We start from the raw sequence: 18,419 nt of genomic DNA on the forward strand, positions 1-18,419 counted from the left end.
GTGGAAGACGCCGAGTCGAGCGCTGGGGCCGAAGAGAGGGCCCATTGACGTCGAATCCGACGGCGCGGTGACTGGGCGTGACTCTAAGCGTGTGCAGGGAACGTGGAGGAGAGTCTGACGAAGGCTGTGACGCTCTTGTTATGACACGACGTAATGCAGAGCGGTACTGAGCGGGTGGAAGCGCGGAATTCCGGCCGATTCGCGCAGTCCGCATTATGAGACTCGCAGGACTCCCCGCCCCCTATCAGGAGTGTTAGTGGGTTTTGGTAATGGCAAGAAGTCGTTGCTGCAGGCTACTTGGAGGGCGCCCGAGAGGTCATGGGCATAGCGCTCACCCAGGATGAAACTGTGTGCTTCTATTGCACGCGTATTACGCAGCGTTACATCCAGGAAAGGGAGTCCGGCGTTCCGTGGCACTTTTCCGCAATCGGTGACCTTCATGGCGATCTCGATCCGGTGGGGGATTCCGGTCCTGGTGCGGAAAGGCGGACGGGGAATCGCCGTCAGGGACAGACCTTCGTACGGCTGACTGATCCGGGTCACCGTGACCGGTGGGCCGGAGCGTGCGGTCACCGCCACCGTGAAGCGGAAGCCGGTGGGTGTGGGCTCGGGGTCGAGGGGGCCGAGGTAGGTGACGCCGACCGTCTGGGAGGGAGGCGGCAGGTCCGGTGGGGGTGGTGCCTCGGGCCGGGTGACGTAGAGGTAGGCGCCGACGGCGGCGAGGGTGGTGGCCGAGGTGGTCGCGAGGGCGGTTCGGCGGTGGCGGGCGCGAAACCGTGCGGCGCGTCCCCGCGGGGGCCGGGCGGCGTGCGGGGTGGGCGGGGGTTCCCATGCGTGCGTGCCCTCGCCCGGCTCGACCGGACCGACGCCGCTCAACTCCACGGCCCCCCGGTGGGCCCGCCGTCGCGGTACCGCTCCGTGCAGCGCTCGCGGGCCTGTCGGTCGATCACCTGCTCTGCCGCCGCCCGGCCTTGGCTCTTGCGTTCGGCGCGGGCGGCGTCGACGACGTCCCTGAGGATGTCGTACTGGCCGTTGGACAGGCCCATCGACTGGTAGTCGCCGTAGGTGTCGCCGTCGAGGACCTCCCGGGACCAGTACGTGATGATCCGGGCGCACACCTCGGCGGGCGGGGTCGTACGCGGGGAGGGCGACGCGGAGGCCGGTCCGGAGGCGTCACCGGAGGCCTCTGCCGAGGCTTCTCCGGCGGCTGAGCCGGCGCATCCGGTGAGGAGGGCGCCGGTCAGCAGGGCCAGCCCGAGGGCTGCCGATCGGGTGGGTCCGCCCGTTGCCATGTGCCAGACGCTACGGCGCCGGGTGTTTCTCGGCAATGGCAAGGGAGTTGGCCGGATCAGACCGCCGTGCGTATGTGGTCCGCGTCCCCCGGGTTCACGTCCCGCAGCAGGCAGGTCAGGCGGGCGGTGCACACGCGGCGGCCGCCCTCGTCGCTGATCACGATCTCGTACGTCGCCGTGGAGCGCCCCCGGTGCACGGGCGTGGCCACGCCGGTCACCAGCCCGGAGCGGACGCCCCGGTGGTGGGTGCAGTTCAGGTCGACCCCCACGGCGATCTTGGAGCTGCCGCCGTGCAGCATGGAGCCGACCGAGCCGAGGGTCTCGGCGAGCACGGCGGACGCGCCGCCGTGCAGCAGGCCGTACGGCTGGGTGTTGCCCTCGACCGGCATCGTGCCGACGACGCGGTCCGCCGAGGCCTCCACGATCTGCACGCCCATGCGGGTGCCCAGGTGCCCGGCGGAGAACAGGGCGGGCAGGTCGACGCCGAGTGCCGCGTACTCGTCGATGACCTCTTGCGGGAACTTCACCTGCTGCTGCTCGCCCATGGGGACCGGCTCCGTTTCGTCGTCTTCGTCGTCGGACGCAGTTTTCGGATGCATCTTTCGGTGCGTCTTTAGGACGCATCTTTCGGGTGCATCTTTTTGACGCATCGTGCTGAGCAAACGCTCAGTCGGTCGCCGATTGTTCCAGACGGACGACGACGGACTTGCTGGCCGGGGTGTTGCTGACATCGGCGGTGGCGTCCAGCGGGACGAGGACGTTGGTCTCGGGGTAGTAGGCGGCGGCGCAGCCCCGGGCGGTCGGGTAGTGCACGACGCGGAAGCCGGGCGCCCGCCGCTCCACGCCGTCCGTCCACTCGCTGACCAGATCGACGTACGACCCGTCGGCGACCTTGAGCTCGCGGGCGTCCTCGGGGTTCACCAGGACGATCCGGCGGCCGTTCCTGATGCCTCGGTAGCGGTCGTCGAGGCCGTAGATCGTGGTGTTGTACTGGTCGTGCGAGCGCAGCGTCTGCAGCAGCAGCCGACCCTCGGGCAGCTTCGGGTACTCGACGGGCGCGGCGGTGAAGTTGGCCTTGCCGGTGGCCGTCGGGAAGCGGCGCTCGTCGCGCGGGGCGTGCGGGAGGGCGAAGCCACCGGGGCGGGCCACGCGCGCGTTGAAGTCCTCGAAGCCGGGGATCACGCGCGCGATGCGGTCGCGGACCGTGGCGTAGTCCTTCTCGAACTCCTCCCACGGCACACGGCTGTTCTCACCGAGCACGCGGCGTGCCATGCGGCAGACGATGGCCGGTTCGGACAGCAGGTGCGCGCTCGCGGGGTCCAGGCGGCCGCGAGAGGCGTGCACCATGCCCATGGAGTCCTCGACGGTCACGAACTGCTCGCCACTGCTCTGCAGATCGCGCTCGGTGCGACCGAGGGTGGGCAGGATCAGCGCCCGCGCGCCCGTGACGACGTGGCTGCGGTTGAGCTTCGTCGACGCATGCACCGTGAGGCGGGCGCGCCGCATCGCCGCCTCGGTGACCTCGGTGTCGGGGGAGGCGGAGACGAAGTTGCCGCCCATGGCGAAGAAGACCTTCGCCTCGCCGTCGCGCAGGGCGCGGATGGCGCGTACGACGTCGTAGCCGTGCTCGCGCGGGGGAGCGAAGCCGAACTCGCGCTCCAGGGCGTCCAGGAAGGCGGGCGCCGGGCGCTCGAAGATGCCCATGGTGCGGTCGCCCTGCACGTTCGAATGGCCGCGCACCGGGCACACGCCCGCGCCGGGACGGCCGATGTTGCCGCGCAGCAGGAGGAAGTTGACCACCTCCCGGATGGTGGGCACCGCGTGCTTGTGCTGGGTGAGGCCCATGGCCCAGCAGACGATGGTGCGCTCCGAGGCGAGGATCAGGTCCATGGCCTCTTGGATCGTGCGCGGGTCGAGGCCCGTCGCGGTGAGCGTCTCGTCCCAGTCGGCGGCGCGGGCGGCCGCGGCGAACTCCTCGTAGCCGTGGGTGTGGTCGCGTACGAACGCCTCGTCGACGGCGCCCTCGGTCTCCACGATCAGCTTGTTGAGGAGGCGGAAGAGGGCCTGGTCGCCGCCGATGCGGATCTGCAGGAACAGGTCCGTGAGCGAGGACCCGCTGGTCAGGCCCTTGGGTGTCTGCGGGTTCTTGAACCGCTCCAGGCCTGCCTCGGGCAGCGGATTGACGCTGATGATCCGCGCGCCGTTCGCCTTGGCCTTCTCCAGGGCGGAGAGCATGCGGGGGTGGTTGGTGCCGGGGTTCTGGCCCGCCACGATGATCAGGTCGGCCTTGTAGAGGTCCTCCAGCAGGACGCTGCCCTTGCCGATGCCGATGGTCTCCGAGAGGGCCGAGCCGGACGACTCGTGGCACATGTTGGAGCAGTCGGGCAGGTTGTTCGTGCCGAGTTCGCGCGCGAAGAGCTGGTAGAGGAACGCGGCCTCGTTGCTCGTCCGTCCCGAGGTGTAGAAGACGGCCTCGTCGGGGGAGTCGAGGGCGGTGATCTCCTCGGCGATGATGTCGAAGGCGCGCTCCCAGGTGACCGGCTCGTAGCGCTCTGCCCCTTCGGAGAGATACATGGGGTGCGTGAGCCGGCCCTGCTGGCCGAGCCAGTAGCCGCTGCGGTGGGCGAGGTCCGCCACCGGGTGCGCGGCGAAGAACTCCGGGGTGACCCGGCGCAGGGTGGCCTCCTCGGCGACCGCTTTCGCGCCGTTCTCACAGAACTCCGCCTTGTGCCGGTGGTCCGGCTCCGGCCAGGCGCAGCCGGGGCAGTCGAAGCCGTCCTTCTGATTCACGCTGAGGAGGGTCAGCGCGGTGCGCTTGATGCCCATCTGCTGCTGGGCGACGCGCAGGGTGTGCCCGATGGCCGGCAGCCCGGCGGCCGCGTGCTGCGGCGCGGCGACCTGCGGCGCGTCCTGAACCGGGTCGGCCTTGGGCGGCTTCGTTGCCATCGCGCGCTCTCCTTCGACTGCACGTGTGAGCTATGTCTCCGATCCTCGCATGGGGCAGTGACAGCGGTGGAAGGCGGGCGGGGCGCAGAACACCGGCAGAGCTTGCGCGGCAACTGCCGCCGCTGGGGCTGGGGCTGGGGCTGGGGCTGGGGCTGGGGGTGGGACTGGGGCCGGGGTCGGTGCTGGTGCTTGCGCTGGTGCTTGCGCTTGCGCTGGCGTGATGGTGCGCGATCCGGTGGGCGGGGAGGGGGAGCGCTTGGCGGCGGTGCTTGGTGGCGGTGTCTGGTGGTGTTGCTTGGAGGTGGGGCGCGGTGGTGGAGTGCCGGGGCGGTGTTCGGTGGTGGCGTGCCGGTCGGCGGTGCTCGGTGGTGGTGCTTGGAGGTGGAGCCCTGTGGTGCCCCAGGGGGCCTGACGGGACGCGAGGGCCAGCCGGTGGTGGAGCGGCGGGGTGGAGTGCCGGGGCTGGTGTTCGGTGGTGGGGCGCGGGGGTGGAGCGCACGGGGGGCGGTGTTCGGTGGCGGTGCCTGGTGGTGGTGCTTGGAGGTGGAGCCCCGTGGTGCCCCGGGCGGAGCCCGACGGAGCGTGAGGGGTGAGCCCGGTGGTGTTCGACGGAGCGTGAGGGGTGAGCCCGGTGGTGTTCGGCGGCCAAGGCCCCCGATCCCCGTCGCCTCCAGTGCGCACCGGGTGGCCGGGGCCGAGTGTCAGTGGGGCGTGGCAGGATCGGGGGCGTGGCAGAGACAGCACCGAAGCAGACCGACAGCAACCCCGGCGACAGCCGCCCGCGCCTGATGCTCATGGACGGGCACTCGCTGGCCTACCGCGCGTTCTTCGCGCTGCCCGCGGAGAACTTCACGACCGTGACGGGCCAGCCGACGAACGCGATCTACGGCTTCGCGTCGATGCTGGCCAACACGCTGCGCGACGAGGAGCCCACCCACTTCGCGGTGGCCTTCGACGTCTCCCGCAAGACCTGGCGCTCGGAGGAGTTCGCGGAGTACAAGGCGAACCGCTCCAAGGCCCCGGACGAGTTCAAGGGCCAGGTCGAGCTGATCGGCGAGCTGCTCGACGCGATGCACGCCCCGCGCTTCGCGATCGAGGGCTACGAGGCGGACGACATCATCGCCACGCTCACCACGCAGGCCGAGGCCGAGGGCTTCGAGGTGCTGATCGTCACCGGCGACCGTGACTCCTTCCAGCTCGTCTCCGAGCACACGACGGTGCTCTACCCGACGAAGGGCGTCTCGGAGCTGACCCGGTTCACCCCGGAGAAAGTCTTCGAGAAGTACGGGTTGACGCCCGCGCAGTACCCCGACTTCGCGGCGCTGCGCGGCGACCCGTCGGACAACCTGCCGGGCATCCCCGGCGTCGGCGAGAAGACGGCCGCCAAGTGGATCAACCAGTTCGGTTCCTTCGCCGAGCTGGTCGAGCGCGTCGACGAGGTCAAGGGCAAGGCCGGGCAGAACCTGCGCGACCACCTGGAGGCGGTGAAGCTGAACCGCCGGCTCACCGAGCTGGAGCGGCACGTCGAGCTGCCCAGGACGGTCGCCGACCTCGCGCGCGTGCCGTACGACCGCAAGGCCGTCGCGATGGTGCTGGACACCCTGGAGATCAGGAACCCCTCGCTGCGCGAACGGCTCTTCGGCGTCGACCCGGGCGCCGTGGAGTCCGAGACGACCCCGGTCGTGACGGACGGCGTGGAGCTGGACGCCACGGTCCTGGGCACGGGCGAGCTGGCCCCATGGCTCGCCCAGCACGGCACGGGCCCGCTGGGCGTCGCCACCGTCGACACCTGGGCGCTGGGCGCGGGTTCGGTCGCCGAGGTCGCCCTCGCCGCGCCCGAGGGGGCGGCCGCTTGGTTCGACCCGGCCGAGCTGGACGAGGCCGACGAGAAGGCGCTCGCGGCCTGGCTGGCAGACCCCGGCCGACCCAAGGTCTTCCACAACGCCAAGGGCGCGATGCGGGTCTTCGCCGAGCACGGCTGGACCATCGAGGGCGTCGCCATGGACACCGCGCTCGCCGCCTACCTGGTCAAGCCGGGCCGCCGCTCCTTCGACCTGGACGCGCTGTCCCTGGAGTACCTGCACCGCGAGCTGGCCCCCGCCGCCTCGGCCGACGGCCAGCTGGCCTTCGGCACGGACGACGGTGCCGAGGCCGAGGCGCTGATGATCCAGGCCCGCGCGATCCTCGACCTGGGCCAGGCCTTCGAGGGCCGGCTGGAGGAGGTCGGCGCGGCGGACCTGCTGCGCGACATGGAGCTGCCGACCTCGGCTCTGCTGGCCCGCATGGAGCGCCACGGCATCGCGGCCGACCGCGCCCACCTGGAGACCATGGAACAGATGTTCGCCGGTGCGGTGCAGCAGGCAGTGAAGGAGGCGCACGCGGCGGCCGGCCACGAGTTCAACCTGGGCTCGCCCAAGCAGCTCCAGGAGGTCCTCTTCGGCGAGCTGGCCCTGCCCAAGACGAAGAAGACGAAGACCGGCTACACCACGGACGCCGACGCCCTGGCCTGGCTGGCGACCCAGACCGACAACGAACTGCCGGTGATCATGCTCCGCCACCGCGAGCAGGCGAAGCTGCGCGTCACGGTCGAGGGCCTGATCAAGACGATCGCGACGGACGGCCGGATCCACACCACGTTCAACCAGACGGTCGCCGCGACCGGCCGTCTGTCGTCCACGGACCCGAACCTGCAGAACATCCCGGTCCGCACGGACGAGGGCCGGGCGATCCGCCGCGGCTTCGTCGTCGGCGAGGGGTACGAGTCGCTGATGACGGCCGACTACAGCCAGATCGAGCTGCGCGTGATGGCCCACCTGTCGGAGGACGCCGGCCTGATCGAGGCGTTCACGTCCGGCGAGGACCTGCACACCACGGCGGCCTCACAGGTGTTCGCGGTCGACCCTTCGGCGGTGGACGCGGAGATGCGCCGCAAGATCAAGGCCATGTCCTACGGCCTGGCGTACGGGCTGTCGGCCTTCGGCCTCTCGCAGCAGCTGAACATCGAGGCGGCCGAGGCCCGCGCCCTGATGGACGCGTACTTCGAGCGGTTCGGCGGCGTCCGGGACTATCTGCGCCGGGCGGTCGACGAGGCGCGGGCGACGGGCTACACGGCGACGCTCTTCGGGCGTCGGCGCTACCTCCCCGACCTCAACAGCGACAACCGCCAGCGCCGCGAGGCGGCCGAGCGGATGGCCCTCAACGCGCCCATCCAGGGCACGGCGGCCGACATCGTCAAGATCGCCATGCTGAAGGTGGACCGGGCGCTGCGCGAGGCCGACCTCAAGTCCCGCCTGCTCCTCCAGGTCCACGACGAAGTCGTCCTGGAGATCGCGCCCGGCGAGCGCGAGGCGACGGAGGAACTGGTCCGCCGCGAGATGGCGGGCGCGGTCGACCTCAGGGCGCCGCTGGACGTCTCGGTGGGCGTCGGCCCCGACTGGGAGTCGGCCGCGCACTAGCCTCCGACGGACCGGCCGCTGTCCGCTCCGGTCCAGGCTGGGAGCCCTGTCGGCCCGCGAGGGAGTCTTCGGTCCAGGCTGGGAGCTCTGTCGGCCAGCGCAGGGGTCTTCGGTCCAGGCTGGGAGCCCTGTCGGCCAGCGAGGGAGCCCTCGGCCCGCGCTGGGAGCCCTCGGTGGGATGCCGGGGGCTCCTGTTGCCAACGGCTGCGGTCCTTGACCCCGCAACGGAGTCTCAGGCTGCCCCGCGCTTCCGTGGCCTGCAGCGGAGTCTTGGAGTGGCCGCGGCCCGGCTCCCAGCCGCAGCGGAGTCTCAGGCTGCCTGTGCTTCCGTGGCCCGCAGCGGAGTCGCGCGCCACGGAAGTTGGAGTGCCCGTGTCTCCGAGGCCGCCGACGCAGCGGTCCTTGGAGCGCCCGTGCCCCGGCTACCCGCCGCAACGGCGATCACCCCACAGCCCAGCCCGGCGATACCCACCCCGCTCCCCGCAGCTCATCCCAGTCCGCGGCTCACCCCCTCCCAGCCCGCGGCTCACCCCCTCCGAGGTCCAGCCGCCCACCCCTCTCCGAGGCCCAGCCACCCACCCCTCTCCGAGGCCCAGCCACCCACCCCTCTCCGAGGCCCAGCCACCCACCCCCTCCCAGGCCCAGCCACCCCCCTCCGCACCCCCGGAGGGGCCCTTCACTCGCGTGGCCCCCGCGAAAAAGCACCCCGCCGCCCGCGCCCGTCAAGATGCCGCCATGGGTATACGCATGCTCAGCCGCCGAACGGCCCCGGCTCAGGCCCCGCCCCCGGCCTACGCGGTCGGCGCAAGCACCGCCATCATCCCCGCCGACCCTGCGACGGCCCTGTGCCACGCCGCCGTGGACCTCCGCCGCCGCGTCGCCGCCCACCGGGAAAGCCGAAAACCCGCCGCGGTACGCCCCCACGGCACCCCCGTATGGCGCCTGTGGGCCAACCTGGCCCGCGGCTACCTGACCCGCTGCCTCAGCCTGCTGCCCCGCCGGTCCCGTCCGACGGGCACACTCACCGTGGTCATCGCACCGCTCCCCAGCGTCGCCGGAGCGATCAAGCCCCCTGACGGCTCCGGTCCAGCTCCCTGTCGGCCCCTGCCGAACCACTAGGTGCGAGAGCCGGTCGTCGTACCCGCACGACCACGGCGTACGCCGACACCCCCAGCACCAGCCCCGCTCCGGCGCCGAAGCACAGCGTGGGGATCAGTTCCCAGGGCTTCGCCGAGGACCCCCAGTACGCCCACCACCGCGCCGCCCGGTGCGCCGCCGCGACTGCCGCACAGCCGCCGATCACGACGAAGGCCAGCCACCGGTCCCGTACCGACAACACGGGCACCCCCACCGGCTCGGCCGCGGGCACCCGTCGTAGCCCGACAGCCACGAACACGGCGATGACGACGGCGGCCACCGCGGAACCGCCGTACTGCAGGTACCAGTACAGCGGCGAGCCCGCGATCTCCTGGCCCAGCACGGGGAACAGCCGCATCCCCCACCGGTCGAGATGCGTGAACGCGTCCCAGACGACGTGCGTGAGCGCGCCGAGCACGGCGGACATGTACCACCACGCCACCAGGGAGGGGCGTACACGCGCGCGTGCCGCCCCGCAACGCAGCAGCGAGGCCACCCGCTGCCGCCGCCCGCGCGGCAGCAGCGCCACCAGAGGCTCGCGCACCAGCAGCCACAGCCCCACCAGCGCCCAGGCGATGAGCACGTCGATCGTGAACACACCCGCGAAGGAGTGCGTCACGTCACCGAACTCCATCGCGCCGGACAGCACACTCGCCACGTAATAGGTCATGTCGGGCGCGAACGAACCCGCGACGAGCGCGGACGGAACCAGCGGGCCGCGGCCCGTTCCGTCAGGACGGATGACGGGCAGCACGGCTGCCGCGTGACTGAGGGTGAACGGCAACAGTGCTCCCCATGACGGACGTTGACGTCCAGTATGAGCGAGCGCGTGCGCTTGGTGCCCGGCCCCAAGGTGAGGTCAACGCCACAACGTCGTATGGCCAAGCGGTGAAAACCGGGCGGGAACGGGTGCCCGGGCGAGCGGAGTTGTCGTAGGGTCGCCTGGGTTGACGTACTGGGGGAGTGCGTGCGACCGCCGGCAGGGAAGCATCAGCACATCAGCATCAACACAGTAGTGGCAACAGGGCATATGCGGGCGACTCGGACGCCCACGGGAGGGGTTCTCTTCATGGCGGCGCATTTCGGCAGGAGGCTGCGCAAGGGCGCGACGAACACCGCCGTGGCCGCGGCCGTGGCGGCGGCACTGGTCGCCTCCCAGGCCCCGGGGGCCGAGACCGACGACGCCGGCAGACAGACCACCACCGGCACCCGGCCCTCGTCCGACACGCCTGCCGCGGACAGCGCGACCGGTAACTCGCCGTACTACACGGACCTGCCGCCGCTGGACAGCCCCAGCCCCGCGCCCACCGTCGGCCCCACCGCCGACCCGACCGTCACGGGCGACGCCACCGCGGGCATACCCGCGACCGTCCTCGACGCCTACAAGAAGGCGGCGGCCGCACTGCGCGAGGCCAAGCCCGGCTGCAATCTGCCCTGGGAACTCCTCGCCGCCATCGGCAAGGTCGAGTCGGGCCAGGCGGGCGGCGGCAACGTCGACGCCAGCGGCGACACGATCACCCCGATCCTCGGCCCCGCGCTCAACGGCAACGGCTTCGCACACATCAGCGACACCGACAACGGCGCGTACGACGGGGACAGCACGTACGACCGGGCCGTGGGCCCGATGCAGTTCATCCCGTCCACCTGGGCCTGGGCGGGCCGCGACGGCAACGGCGACGGCGTCGAGAACCCGAACAACATCTACGACGCCGCCCTCGCCGCCGGGCACTACCTGTGCCGCTTCGGCTGGGACCTGTCCGTCGCGGACGACCTGCACAGCGCGATCCTCAGCTACAACAACTCGACGGACTACCTCAACACCGTCCTGTCCTGGCTGGAGTACTACCGCAAGGGCACGCACGAGATCCCCGACGGCAGCGGCGCGCTGCCCGGCAACCGCAGCGACACCCCCGCCGGGTCGAGCCCGTCGCCGCAGAAGCCGTCGCAGAAGCCGCCGCAGAATCCGGAGACCGGCTCGCCCAGCCCCGAGCCGACCCCGCCGTCGGGCGGCGGCTCCACCAGCCCCAAGCCCAAGCCGCCCATCACCCCGCCGACCGTCACCGACACGGTGGACCACCTGGAGGACGGGGGCACCGCGCAGCTCACCGCGATGGCGGGTGACGCGTTCGCCGAGCGGGTCAGCACCCGCGCCGAGAACAAGGCGGGCAAGGGCGTCGCCAAGGTCCGCATCCGCTTCACGATCGTCAGCCCCACCGACGCCACCTTCACCGGTGGCGAGAAGGTCGCCACGGTCGTCACCGGCACCGCGGGCGTGGCCATTGCGCCGGCGCTGCAGGCGGGCGAGAAGACCGGCTCGTTCACGGTGCGGGCCACCGTCGTGGGCCGTTCGATCCCCGGCGTCGACTACACCGCGACCGTCACCCCCCGCGCCGCCGACGCCCTGGCCCGCACCAGCGACACCGAGCTGACCTGCACGGCGGGCGGCGAGTTCGCCGAGCAGGTCGAGGTGAAGGCGACGTACCAGGGCGCCGTGGCGGACCGGGTGGCGGTCACCGCCACGCTGATCAAGTCGGTGCTGGACCCCGCCGAGAACGACAAGGGCCCGTACTTCAAGGACGCGAACGGCGACGCCGTACGCACCCTGACGGGCCTGGAGACGGACGCGAACGGCCTGCTGAAGCTGCCGAAGCTGTACGCGGACGACACCGTCGGCACGTACATCCTCCGCCTCACCACCGCGGGCGGCGCCACGCTCGACGTCCCGCTGAACGTGACGGAGGCCGAGTCGACGCCGTCGCCCAGCCCGTCCGGGAGCACGAGCTCGTCGCCCAGCCCATCCGAAAACGCGAGCTCGTCGCCCAGCCCGTCCGGGAGCGGGAGTTCGTCGCCCAGCCCCGGCGCGTAGTCCCTCGTACGGCTTTTCCGCCTCCTGGCACGACAGCGGCGGCGCCCCTCCGGAAGCGGGGCGCCGCCGCTGTCGTGTGCGACGTGTTCTCATCTCGGCCGCCCGTTGCTACGGTGCCGGACCTGACGAGGTATCAGTTCCAGCTGGCCCGGAGGCAGGCATGCGCGCCCTGATCGCCGCCGTGACCGGACTCGCCGTCGCCCTCGCCCTGGTCCTCACCATCACGGCCATGGGCGCACCGACCGGCGAGACGTCCCCGAAACCGCTGTTGACGACGGTGCCGCCACACCCGTAACCCCGGGGGAGGGAGACCGAGATGCGCCGCAGGACCAGCCTCATTCTGCTCGCCCTCGCCGTGTTCTTCGCGGCGCTGTCCCCACTGCTGCGCTGGTACGCCTTCCCGCGCCTCGCCAAGATCCCGCCCAACCAGTACCAGGACATGGTCCTGGAGGCGAAGGACGCCACCCTTCTCGACTACGGCACCATGCAGGCCCGCAAGGTCCCCAAGGTGACCATCGTGCAGACCCTCAAGGGCAACGTGGAGGCCTCCGAACGGATCGAGCGGACGGCGGGGCGGGACGTCGTCGTCTGGGACGGCCTGTCCTACGTCCAGGGCCCCGACGGCAGGATGGTCTCCAAGGTCCCCGAGCGGTACATCTTCGACGCCCACACCCAGGAACCCGTCCACGCCACCGGCGAGATGGTCGACGGCGACCCTGTGCGGCGCGAGGGCATCGAGTTCAAATGGCCGTTCCTGACCGAAAAACGAAACTACGAGTACTTCGACGCACAAGCGCGCACGACCGCGCCCATCCACTACAAGGGCACCCAGACCTTCCGTGGCGTCGAGGTCTACTACTTCGAGCAGACGATCCCCTGGACGAAGGTCCCGTTCCCCAAGGCCATGCCCGTCGAGGGCATCACCCCCGAGACCGTCGCCGAGACCGGGACCACCCGCTGGTACACCACGGTCCGCAAGTTCTGGGTGGAACCGCTGACCGGCGCCCCCGTCTACGGAGAGGAGATCCACAAGGAGGAACTCCGCGGCGGCACCCTGCTCGGCGGGCGCGACAAGGTCACGGCGTTCGCCGGCCATGTGAAGATGCGCGAGGACTACATCGACCACACGGTCGACCTGGTCAAGTCCAACCGCACCCTGGTCCTGCTGATGACCTCGTACCTGCCCTGGGGCTTCCTGACCCTGGGCGCCCTGCTGCTCGCGCTCGCCCTGTACCTGGAGGCCCGTGGCCGCCGCCCCGGCGACCCGGCCCCCGAGGAGGCCACGCGACCGGCACCGGTCAGCGCCTGAGCCGCGCGTTGGTGTGCCGGGTGGGCTCGGCGGTGGCGGGGTCCTCGGGCCACGGATGCCTGGGGTAGCGGCCGCGCAACTCCGCTCGTACGCCCTTGTAGCCGTCCCGCCAGAAGGAGGCGAGGTCGGCGGTGACGGCGGCGGGGCGCCCGGCGGGGGAGAGCAGATGCACGAGCACGGGGACCCCGGCGACGGCCGGTGACTGCTGCAGCCCGAACATCTCCTGCAACTTCACGGCGAGGACGGGCCGTTCGGGATCCGTGTAGTCGATCCGGATTCTGGACCCACTCGGTACGGTGATCCGCTCGGGGGCGAGCTCATCAAGCCGCGCCGCCTCCCCGCAGGCCCAGGGCAGCAACCGGGCCAGCGCCTCCCCGGCATCGATCCGCGCCAGATCACTGCGCCGCCGCGCCCGGCTCAGCTCCGGCTCCAGCCACTCCTCCACGCGCGCGTGCAGCGCCTCGTCGGACACGTCCGGCCACGGCTCCCCGACATGCAGCCGCACAAAGGCGAGCCGCTGCCGCAGTACGTCCGCCTCCCGCGACCACCGCAACAACCCGAACCCTTCCCGGCGCAGCCCGTCCAGCAGCGCCTCGCGTACGAGGCCGGAGGCGGCGTCGGACAGCCGCCGCACCGCCCACTCCACGGCCCCGAGCCGTTCGACCCGCCGTGCGACGACGTCGCCGTCGGCCCAGTGCACCTCCTGCGCCTCGGTGTGGAAGGCGCCCGCGGCGCGCCGGGCGACCTCCTCGTCCACCTCGGCGGCGAGCCGCACGCGCGCGTGCCCCTTGCCGAGGGGGCGATCGGCGACGGCCACCGCGATCCAGGGCGCTCCGCGCAGGGATGAGGCCTCCCCGAGCTCGGCGCGGGTCCCGGAGACCATGAGATACGAGCCGCCGTCGGCCTTGGCGACACGCTCCGGGAAGGCGAGCGCGGCGACGACCCCGACGGCGGACGCCGACACGTCGTCAGGTGCGGCCACGGCCCCGTAGCGGGTGGGCGGCTGCGCAGACTCCGCCACCACGGCCCGCAGCCGCCGTACTTCCGCACGCCACCGCCCCGAATAGGCGTCGCCCCCACGCCGGGCAACCCGCAACGCAGCGGCCAGATCGTCCCCGTAGTCCCGAGGCGCCTCCTCACTCAGCAGAGCGACGACCTCGGCAGCCCGCTCGGCCCCGACCAGCGGAGCCGCATCGAGCAACGCCCGCCCCAACCGCGGATGCAGCCCCAGCCGAGCCAGCGCCACCCCCCGCTCCGTCGCCCGCCCACCGGAGTCGACAGCCCCCACCGCCCGCAGCACACTCCGCGCCGCCGCCATCGCCCCATCCGGCGGCGGATCCAGCAACGCCAGTCCGGACGCCTCCGGATCCCCCCAGCAGGCCGCCTGCAGCGCGAACGCCGTCAGATCGGCCACCTGGATCTCCGGCGCCGGGAACCGCGGCAGACGCGCGTCCTCGGCCTCCGCCCAGCACCGGTACACCACCCCCGGCGCCTCCCGCCCGGCCCGCCCCGCTCGCTGCCGCCCGGCCGCCCGCGACGCCCGTACCGTCGTCAGCGCGCTCAACCCGCGCGCGTGATCCACCCGCGGCTCCCGCGCCAGCCCCGAGTCGACCACCACCCGCACCCCGGGAACCGTCAGCGACGACTCGGCCACGGACGTCGCCAGCACCACCCGGCGCCGCGCCCCCGGCGACAGCACCGCGTCCTGCACGTCCGCCGGTGCCCGCCCGTGCACCTGCAGCACCTCGACGTCCCCCACATCCCCCAGCTGCCCGGCGACCCGCGCGATCTCCCCGACACCGGGCAGGAAACACAGCACGTCCCCCGCCCGTTCGGCCAACGCCCGCCGCACCACCGACGCCACATGGCCGAGCAGCGCCGGATCGACCCGCATGCCGTGCGGCGGCCGTACCGGACGCACCGGCGGCGCCCACACCACCTCGACCGGGTACGAGGCACCCTCCGCCGCGACCACGGGAGCCCCGCCCAGCAGCCGCGCCCAGCCCTCCGCGTCGGTCGTCGCCGAAGCGGCCACCAACCGCAGCTCCGGCCGCAGCGCCTCCCGCACGTCCCACAGGAACGCCGCCACCGTGTCCGCGTCCAGATGCCGCTCATGGCACTCGTCGAGCACCACCACGTCGACGCCGCTCAGCTCCTGGTCCCGCTGGAGCCGCTGCAGCAGCACACCGGTCGTGACGACCTCCACGCGCGCGTGCCGCCCGACGACCCGTTCCCCGCGCACGGTGTGGCCGACGCTCTCGCCGACCTGCTCGCCCAGCAGCCACGCCATCCGCCGCGCCGCCGCCCGCGCCGCGATCCGCCGCGGCTCGGCCACGACCACCCGCCGGGTCGGCCCCTCGCCGAGCAGCCCCGCCAGCGCGAGCGGCACCAGCGTCGTCTTGCCCGTGCCCGGCGGCGCGACGAGGACGGCCGTGCCGTGTCCGTCCAGGGCCTCGTGCAGGGCGGGCAGTGCGGTACGTACGGGCAGCGCCTCCAGGGCGTCGTCACGGATCACGCGCTCAGTCTCGTACGCACACGAAGATCGCCGTCCCCGGGATGAAGTTGCCCCGCAACGGCGACCAGCCACCCCACTCCGAGGTGTTCCAGGCAGGCCACTCCGGCTCCACCAGGTCCACCAGGTGGAAGCCCGCCGCCACGATGTCCCGCACGCGGTCGCCGAGCGTCCGGTGGTGCTCGACGTAGACCGCGCGGCCCTCCGCGTCCTGCTCGACGTAGGGCGTGCGGTCGAAGTACGAGGCCGCGACCGACAGGCCCTCCGGACCGGGCTCGTCCGGGAACGCCCAGCGGATCGGGTGGGTCACGGAGAAGACGAAACGGCCCCCGGGGCGCAGCACCCGCCGCACCTCCCGCAGCACCAGCACCGGATCGGCGACGAACGGCAGCGCCCCGTACGCCGAGCACGCCAGGTCGAAGGAGGCGTCCGCGAAGGGCAGGGCGGCCGCGTCGGCGCACACCAGAGGGAACGATCCGCCGATGCGCAGCGCGTGCTGGAGCTGGCGGTGGGAAAGGTCGAGGGCGACCGGGCGGGCGCCCTGCGCGGCCAGCCAGCGGGCGCACTGGGCCGCGCCGGCGCCGATCTCCAGGACGTCCCTGCCCTTCAGCTCCTCCGGGCGGCCGAGCAGCTCCGCCTCCACCTCGTCCAGGCCCTCGGGACCCCACACGAAACGGTCGTCGCCGAGGAACGCGCCGTGCTCGGTCTGGTACTCGTCCGCGTTGCGGTCCCACCAGCCCCGGTTGGCCCGGGCGCTCTCCGTGAGATCCGCGGTACGCCGGGTGGCTTCCGGTTCGAACGCTTCCGGCTCTTGGATGATCGGCTCCCTCGTCGTAATCTTCCGTCCAACCCGTCCCGGGGGTGTCACTGGAGGGGCGCCCCAGGGCTCGCGTGGCCTCAAGAGACAGGTTTTGTGCCGGGTATGGGGCGATCCGCCCCGGGTGTGCGGCTTCGCGCATTGACCCTGTCCGGCTGCCCCCGTATGCTACAAGTTGCGCTGCGGGCCTGCGCACCTCAGACGTAGCAGGCTGCGCTCGCATCTGTTGTATGTCCCCTCGGTTGTCGAGGCGCCATCACCAGTCACTGGTGGGGCGCTTCCTTGGCTGTCCGGCTTCTGCAGAGCGAAACGGGCTCCCGGCGTAAGCAGTACCTACGACTTCAATGTCCGTACCGGAGCCCTTTCCCACATGACGAGCAGCACCGAGACCACCGCCACCACCCCGCAGGTAGCGGTCAACGACATCGGTAACGAGGAAGCCTTCCTCGCAGCGATCGACGAGACGATCAAGTACTTCAACGACGGCGACATCGTCGACGGCGTCATCGTGAAGGTCGACCGGGACGAGGTCCTGCTCGACATCGGTTACAAGACCGAAGGTGTCATCCCGAGCCGCGAGCTCTCGATCAAGCACGACGTCGACCCGAACGAGGTCGTCGCCGTCGGCGACGAGATCGAGGCCCTGGTCCTCCAGAAGGAGGACAAGGAAGGCCGCCTGATCCTCTCGAAGAAGCGTGCCCAGTACGAGCGTGCCTGGGGCACCATCGAGAAGATCAAGGAAGAGGACGGCATCGTCACCGGTACCGTCATCGAGGTCGTCAAGGGTGGTCTCATCCTCGACATCGGCCTCCGTGGCTTCCTTCCGGCCTCCCTGGTCGAGATGCGCCGCGTCCGCGACCTCCAGCCGTACGTCGGCAAGGAGCTCGAGGCCAAGATCATCGAGCTGGACAAGAACCGCAACAACGTGGTGCTGTCCCGCCGTGCCTGGCTGGAGCAGACCCAGTCCGAGGTCCGCCAGACGTTCCTCACCACCCTCCAGAAGGGTCAGGTCCGTTCCGGCGTCGTCTCCTCGATCGTCAACTTCGGTGCCTTCGTGGACCTGGGTGGCGTCGACGGTCTGGTCCACGTCTCCGAGCTGTCCTGGAAGCACATCGACCACCCCTCCGAGGTCGTCGAGGTGGGCCAGGAGGTCACCGTCGAGGTCCTCGACGTCGACATGGACCGCGAGCGCGTCTCCCTGTCGCTGAAGGCGACCCAGGAAGACCCGTGGCAGCAGTTCGCCCGCACCCACCAGATCGGCCAGGTCGTGCCCGGCAAGGTCACGAAGCTGGTTCCGTTCGGTGCGTTCGTCCGCGTGGACGAGGGCATCGAGGGTCTGGTCCACATCTCCGAGCTGGCCGAGCGCCACGTGGAGATCCCGGAGCAGGTCGTCCAGGTCAACGACGAGATCTTCGTCAAGGTCATCGACATCGACCTCGAGCGCCGTCGCATCAGCCTCTCGCTGAAGCAGGCCAACGAGTCCTTCGGTGCCGACCCGGCCTCGGTCGAGTTCGACCCGACCCTCTACGGCATGGCCGCGTCCTACGACGACCAGGGCAACTACATCTACCCCGAGGGCTTCGACCCGGAGACCAACGACTGGCTGCCGGGCTACGAGAAGCAGCGCGAGGAGTGGGAGCGCCAGTACGCCGAGGCGCAGGCCCGCTTCGAGCAGCACCAGCAGCAGGTCATCAAGTCCCGCGAGGCGGACGCCGCCGCTGCCGCCGAGGGCGGCGAGGCCGCCGCTCCGGCCGCGACCGGCGGTTCGTACTCCTCCGAGGGCGCCGACAACTCCGGCGCGCTGGCCTCGGACGAGGCGCTGGCCGCGCTGCGCGAGAAGCTGGCGGGTGGGCAGAGCTGAACGCTCACCGCTGAGGCTTAGCCGCTGACTGAGGGGCCGTACCTTTCGACTTTCGAGGTGCGGCCCCTCTGGTGTTGCCCTGGTGCTTGTCGTTCGGGTGCGGCTTTGTGGGGGCTTGTCGCGCAGTTCCTCGCTCCCCTCAGGGGCGTCGTCGATCCGTTTTCAAGATCATGGCCCCCTCCTTCGGGAATGCCCACGCCTGTAAGGGCGTTGTGACGTACGGA

At 71.5% G+C, this 18,419-nt stretch carries 11 protein-coding genes; 5 read left to right on the plus strand and 6 right to left on the minus strand.

The genetic code is table 11. The features are described from left to right. Window positions 1–872: 872 nt before the first annotated feature. From KWI83_RS04690 to KWI83_RS04700, 3 genes are all read right to left on the minus strand, one after another. Window positions 873–1,292 (minus strand): hypothetical protein, encoded by a 420-nt coding sequence (locus KWI83_RS04690; RefSeq protein WP_218512977.1) that lies wholly within the window; start codon window positions 1,290–1,292, stop codon window positions 873–875. A 56-nt stretch (window positions 1,293–1,348) separates the two neighbouring features. Beyond that, window positions 1,349–1,837, minus strand: a complete 489-nt coding sequence (locus KWI83_RS04695) for a hotdog fold thioesterase (RefSeq protein ID WP_218513225.1) — start codon at window positions 1,835–1,837, stop codon at window positions 1,349–1,351. A 121-nt stretch (window positions 1,838–1,958) separates the two neighbouring features. Then, window positions 1,959–4,238: an FdhF/YdeP family oxidoreductase gene (locus KWI83_RS04700; protein ID WP_218512978.1), complete on the minus strand. Its 2,280-nt coding sequence runs from the start codon at window positions 4,236–4,238 to the stop codon at window positions 1,959–1,961. A gap of 728 nt (window positions 4,239–4,966) precedes the next feature. Between KWI83_RS04700 and polA the strand changes: the two genes are divergently transcribed. Then, window positions 4,967–7,693 carry a DNA polymerase I gene (polA, locus tag KWI83_RS04705; RefSeq protein ID WP_218512979.1) on the plus strand — a complete coding sequence of 909 codons (2,727 nt, stop codon included), beginning with the start codon at window positions 4,967–4,969 and terminating at the stop codon, window positions 7,691–7,693. A 1,063-nt stretch (window positions 7,694–8,756) separates the two neighbouring features. On the opposite strand, the gene KWI83_RS04710 is transcribed toward polA, so the two are convergent. Then, entirely contained in the window at window positions 8,757–9,614 is an 858-nt protein-coding gene (locus tag KWI83_RS04710; protein ID WP_218512980.1) for a DUF4184 family protein, read from the minus strand. Between the two features lie 285 nt (window positions 9,615–9,899). Between KWI83_RS04710 and KWI83_RS04715 the strand changes: the two genes are divergently transcribed. From KWI83_RS04715 to KWI83_RS04725, 3 genes are all read left to right on the plus strand, one after another. Beyond that, on the plus strand, window positions 9,900–11,696 hold the full coding sequence (locus KWI83_RS04715; RefSeq protein WP_218512981.1) for a lytic transglycosylase domain-containing protein: 1,797 nt from the start codon (window positions 9,900–9,902) through the stop codon (window positions 11,694–11,696). A 160-nt stretch (window positions 11,697–11,856) separates the two neighbouring features. Then, window positions 11,857–11,991 (plus strand): SPW_0924 family protein, encoded by a 135-nt coding sequence (locus tag KWI83_RS04720; RefSeq protein ID WP_218512982.1) that lies wholly within the window; start codon window positions 11,857–11,859, stop codon window positions 11,989–11,991. Between the two features lie 21 nt (window positions 11,992–12,012). Next, window positions 12,013–13,005: a DUF3068 domain-containing protein gene (locus KWI83_RS04725; RefSeq protein ID WP_218512983.1), complete on the plus strand. Its 993-nt coding sequence runs from the start codon at window positions 12,013–12,015 to the stop codon at window positions 13,003–13,005. Here the strand turns inward: KWI83_RS04725 and hrpB are convergent. Further along, the gene (gene hrpB / locus KWI83_RS04730; RefSeq protein WP_218512984.1) at window positions 12,995–15,520 is read right to left on the minus strand and encodes an ATP-dependent helicase HrpB; all 2,526 of its coding nucleotides are present in this window, start codon (window positions 15,518–15,520) and stop codon (window positions 12,995–12,997) included. The genes KWI83_RS04725 and hrpB overlap by 11 nt on opposite strands. Before the next feature lie 4 nt (window positions 15,521–15,524). Further along, window positions 15,525–16,385: a class I SAM-dependent methyltransferase gene (locus tag KWI83_RS04735; RefSeq protein WP_218512985.1), complete on the minus strand. Its 861-nt coding sequence runs from the start codon at window positions 16,383–16,385 to the stop codon at window positions 15,525–15,527. A 319-nt stretch (window positions 16,386–16,704) separates the two neighbouring features. On the opposite strand from KWI83_RS04735, the gene rpsA reads away from it, so the two are divergent. After that, on the plus strand, window positions 16,705–18,195 hold the full coding sequence (gene rpsA, locus KWI83_RS04740) for a 30S ribosomal protein S1 (RefSeq protein ID WP_218512986.1): 1,491 nt from the start codon (window positions 16,705–16,707) through the stop codon (window positions 18,193–18,195). The last annotated feature ends 224 nt before the right edge of the window (window positions 18,196–18,419 follow it).

The sequence above is a fragment of the Streptomyces sp. TRM70350 genome (assembly GCF_019219825.1).
Lineage (GTDB): Bacteria > Actinomycetota > Actinomycetes > Streptomycetales > Streptomycetaceae > Streptomyces.